General features: G+C 70.1%; 4 protein-coding genes. 1 reads left to right on the top strand and 3 read right to left on the bottom strand.

Annotation, left to right across the window (positions count from 1 at the left end):
• The coding region (locus ACFW2E_RS21530) for an SRPBCC family protein (protein ID WP_384468678.1) at positions 1–367 on the bottom strand (367 nt) is incomplete at its 3' end.
• A 390-nt stretch (positions 368–757) separates the two neighbouring features.
• Between ACFW2E_RS21530 and ACFW2E_RS21525 the strand changes: the two genes are divergently transcribed.
• Positions 758–2,302, top strand: a complete 1,545-nt coding sequence (locus ACFW2E_RS21525) for an amino acid permease (RefSeq protein ID WP_384468677.1) — start codon at positions 758–760, stop codon at positions 2,300–2,302.
• A gap of 76 nt (positions 2,303–2,378) precedes the next feature.
• Here the strand turns inward: ACFW2E_RS21525 and ACFW2E_RS21520 are convergent, their stop codons facing one another.
• Together ACFW2E_RS21520 and ACFW2E_RS21515 are read right to left on the bottom strand one after the other, a co-directional pair.
• Complete coding sequence (locus ACFW2E_RS21520) at positions 2,379–3,527, bottom strand: VWA domain-containing protein (protein WP_384468676.1); 1,149 nt, start codon at positions 3,525–3,527, stop codon at positions 2,379–2,381.
• The coding region (locus tag ACFW2E_RS21515) for an AAA family ATPase (RefSeq protein WP_384468675.1) at positions 3,520–4,058 on the bottom strand (539 nt) is incomplete at its 5' end. The genes ACFW2E_RS21515 and ACFW2E_RS21520, both read right to left, overlap by 8 nt.

Below are 4,058 nucleotides of genomic sequence, written 5' to 3'. Positions count from 1 at the left end.
CGACGAGCTTGCCCACCCCGTGCCCCTCCAGAACGTTGAAGATGCGGACGTGGGTCCTGCCGTCGGCCAGGCGCTTCAGGTCGTAGCCGCCTTCACGTACCGTCACGCTGTTCTTCGACACCTCGGTCCACCGGATCCTCACCGGAGCTTCGAACTCGGTGACGCGGAACTCCCTGCCGGTCTTCATCCCGGCGTCCTTGACCGTGCTCCGGAAGACCGTTCCCACGGTGGTCGGGGAGTCGGGGACCCGCTCGATCCCGAGCACGCGGGGGCTGAACTCCGGATCGTTCCGTCCATCGGCCAGGTAGGCGAAGACCTTCTCGACAGGCCGGTCGACCTCGGTCGTCGCATCAAACTGTCCTGGCATGGGCACTCCTGATCGGTCGACCCGTGGCGGCATCGCGAATCTACGGGACCGCCGGGCATCCCGCGAGGCGAACGGCACGGCGGCGCGGCCGCCACCGTCGCAGGCTATCCCCATCAATGGTTTGTGCAATCACCTTAAGATCCGTCAGTAGAGGCCCCCGCCTGCGGGCCGGGTGGGGGCCGCGCGTCGCGCACCCGGCGTCTTCGCGCCGCTTCTCGGTTCGCTTCAGACCGTTGCCGATCGCGTCGAAGCCTTTTCGTAACCGCTGTTTAACGCCAGACCCTTGCGCTCAGCGGCGTCGACCGAAAAGGTATCGCCACAAACCTTTGATCCCGGCGGGGAGCGGTACGCCGGATCCACCGGCGGCGACCCGAGCCCTAGGAGGTCCGTATGTCCACCGAGAAGTCAGTGACGGAGCCGGAGCGCGAGGGAACTCTGTCCGGAGACGCCAAACGCCTGCACGAACTCGGCTACGCGCAGGAGCTGGCGCGTTCGATGTCGGCGTTCTCGAACTTCGCCATTTCGTTCACGATCATCTCCGTCCTCTCCGGATGCCTGACGCTCTACGGATTCGGCATGGTCACCGGTGGGCCCGCGCTGATCACCTGGGGCTGGCCGCTGGTCGGCGTCATGACCCTCTTCGTGGGCCTGGCCATGGCCGAGGTCTGCTCCAGTTACCCCACGGCGGGCGGCCTGTACTACTGGGCGGCCAAGCTGGCTCCGTCCCACGGCCCGGCCTGGTCCTGGTTCACCGGATGGTTCAACTTCCTCGGCCAGGTGGCGGTCACCGCGGGCATCGACTTCGGCGCGGCCTTCTTCCTCAACGCGCTGCTCGACCTTCAGTTCGGCTTCTCCGCCACGCCGGGGCACACCATCCTGCTCTTCGGGATCCTGCTGGCCGTCCACGGCGCGCTGAACACCTTCGGCGTCAAGCTGGTGTCCGTCCTGGGCAACATCAGCGTCTGGTGGCACATCCTCGGCGTGCTGGTCATCGTCGGTGCGCTGGTGATCTTCCCGGCCAAGCACCAGTCCGCGAGCTTCGTCTTCACCCACTTCGTCAACGGAACCGGCTGGCACTCCGGCTTCTACGTCGGACTCCTCGGCCTGCTGCTCGCCCAGTACACCTTCACCGGCTACGACGCCTCGGCGCACATGACCGAGGAGACCCACGACGCGGCCAAGGCCGGACCGCGCGGCATCGTGATGTCCATCCTGGTCTCCCTCGTCGCGGGCTGGGTCCTGCTGCTCGGCATCACCTTCGCCATCCAGAGCTACGACGGTGCCCTGTCGAGCTCGACCGGTGTCCCGCCGGCGCAGATCTTCATCGACGCCCTCGGCGAGACCGGAGGCAAGCTCCTGCTGCTCGTCGCGATCGGCGCCCAGTTCTTCTGCGGCATGTCCTCGGTCACCGCCAACTCCCGGATGATCTACGCGTTCTCCCGGGACGGCGCGCTGCCGGGCTCCAAGGTGTGGCACCGCATCAACAAGCGGACCAAGACGCCCACCAACGCGGTGTGGCTGGCCGCCGGCGGTGCCTTCGTCCTCGGCCTACCCTATTTGTGGAACGCCACCGCGTACGCGGCCGTGACCTCGATCGCCGTCATCGGCCTGTACATCGCCTACGTCCTGCCGGTGTTCCTGCGGCTGCTCCAGGGCGACCGCTTCGAACGCGGCCCCTGGCACCTCGGCCGCTGGAGCCGGCCCGTCGGCGTCATCGCCGTCGTCTGGACCCTGTTCATCAGCGTCCTGTTCATGCTGCCCACGGCCAGCCCTGTCACCACCAAGACCTTCAACTACACCCCGCTCGCCGTCCTCATGGTCCTCGGCTTCGCCGGAATCTGGTGGCTGGTCTCGGCACGCAAATGGTTCGAGGGCCCGAAGGTTCAGGGCACCGCCGAAGAACTGGCCGCGATCGAGCACGAGCTGGAGTTCTGACGCACACAGTGGCGCCCCCCGACGACCCGGACCGAGCCGGGTACGGGGGGCGCCTTGCTCGTAACTCTCGTGACGGTCACCGGCGGCGGCCCGGCGCCGACAGCGCAGCGGTGAAGTCGTCCAGTGCCTCGAGGCTGTGGGCGCTGACGACGGCGTCGCAGTAGGGCAGCGCGGCGGCCATGCCGGCCACGAGCGGACGGTAACGGGGGCTCGCCGTACGTGGGTTGACCCATACGACGCGGTGGGCGACCCGGGACAGCCGCGTCATCTGGGTGGCGAGGAGCGCGGGCGCGCCGGTGTCCCAGCCGTCGGAGATGATGACGACCACGGCGCCGTGCGCCATGCCGCGTCGGCCGTACCGCTCGTTGAACTCCGCCAGGCAATCCGCTATCCGGGTACCCCCGGACCAGTCCGGGGCCGCCCGCCCGGCCCGTGCCAGGGCGTCGTGCGGCCCGGCCCGGCGGAGGGCGGGCGTGAGGCGGGTGAGGCGGGTGGCGAAGGTGAACACCTCGGCGTGGGCGGCACGGTGGGCGCAGTAGAGCAGTTGCAGCATGGCACGGGCGTAGGGCTCCATCGATCCCGAGATGTCGCAGAGCACGACGAGGTCGCGGGGCCGCGTGCGGGGTTCGAAACGGCGTAGGCGCAGTGGATGCCCGCCGGTGCGCCGACTGGCGGCGAGGGTTCGGCGTACGTCGATGTGCTCGCCGTGGAGAGCGGTGCGGCGTCGGCGGGACGGCCGGGTCGGGGTGCGAAGGACGAGGGTGCGCATCACCTCGGAGAGCCGGCCCAGTTCCTCGGCGGACAGGGCCGCGAAGTCGCGGGTGGCGAGGCGGTCGAGCGGACTGGCGGCCAGGGGTACCGGCGCCTCGCGCGACGGTGTGCCGTCCTCGCGGCCGCTTCCGCCGGTGGTGGCCTTCCGGGCGTCGTGGACAGTGCCGACGACGGTGTCCGGGTACGAGCGGGGCGGGTCGCCGGGCTGCCCGCGCTGTTGGCCGATGTCGGCCCTGGCGCCGAAGACCGCGCGGAAGACCACGTCGAACGGCTCGATCTGCTCGCGGTCGGACACGAGGGTGGCGAGTGCGCAGTGCCGCAGCTCGCGCGTCGTCGCCGGTGCCAGCAGGGTGAGGGCACGGGCGAAGCTCCGGGTGCGGTCCGGGCCCACCGCGATCCCGGCGTCGTGCAGGGCGGCGCTGAACGAGGCGGCCAGTTCCGGCAGGTCAGGCATCGGCCGCGGGCTCCGCGTCGACCAGCTGCGCCAGTCCGTCCCGGCGCACGGCCTCCAGATCCTCGGCGTACTTCAGCACCGCCCCCAGCGTGCGGTCGGCGGCGTCGGCGTCGAGCACGGAGAGCCCCAGCGCGTGCAGCGCGCCCGCCCAGTCGATCGCCTCGGCGATGCCAGGCGGTTTGGTGAGCTCCTGACGGGCACGCAGGCGGGCCACCCCACGCGCCACGCGGGCGGCGAGCCATTCCGCCGACTCCGGCAGCCTTGTGCGGATGATCGCGGCGACTCGCGCGGTGTCCGGGTAGTCGATCCAGTGGTAGAGGCAGCGGCGTTTGAGCGCGTCGTGCAGATCCCGGGTGCGGTTGGAGGTCAGTACGGCCACCGGCGCCACCGTGGCCGTCCGGGTGCCCAGTTCGGGGATGGTGACCGCGGCGTCGGCCAGCAGCTCCAGCAGGAACGCCTCGAACTCGTCGTCGGCCCGGTCCACCTCGTCGAGTAGCCGTAAGGCGGGCCGCGGTCCCCGATGCGAGATAG

The organism is Streptomyces sp. NPDC058964 (genome assembly GCF_042741275.1).
Lineage (GTDB): Bacteria > Actinomycetota > Actinomycetes > Streptomycetales > Streptomycetaceae > Streptomyces.
This window is presented reverse-complemented; position numbering and strand designations above follow the sequence as displayed.

Coding starts and splice junctions, on each gene's coding strand:
- ACFW2E_RS21525 (WP_384468677.1), top strand. CDS start 758: ATGTCCACCGAGAAGTCAGTGACGGAGCCGGAGCGCGAGGGAACTCTG.
- ACFW2E_RS21520 (WP_384468676.1), bottom strand. CDS start 3,527: ATGCCTGACCTGCCGGAACTGGCCGCCTCGTTCAGCGCCGCCCTGCAC.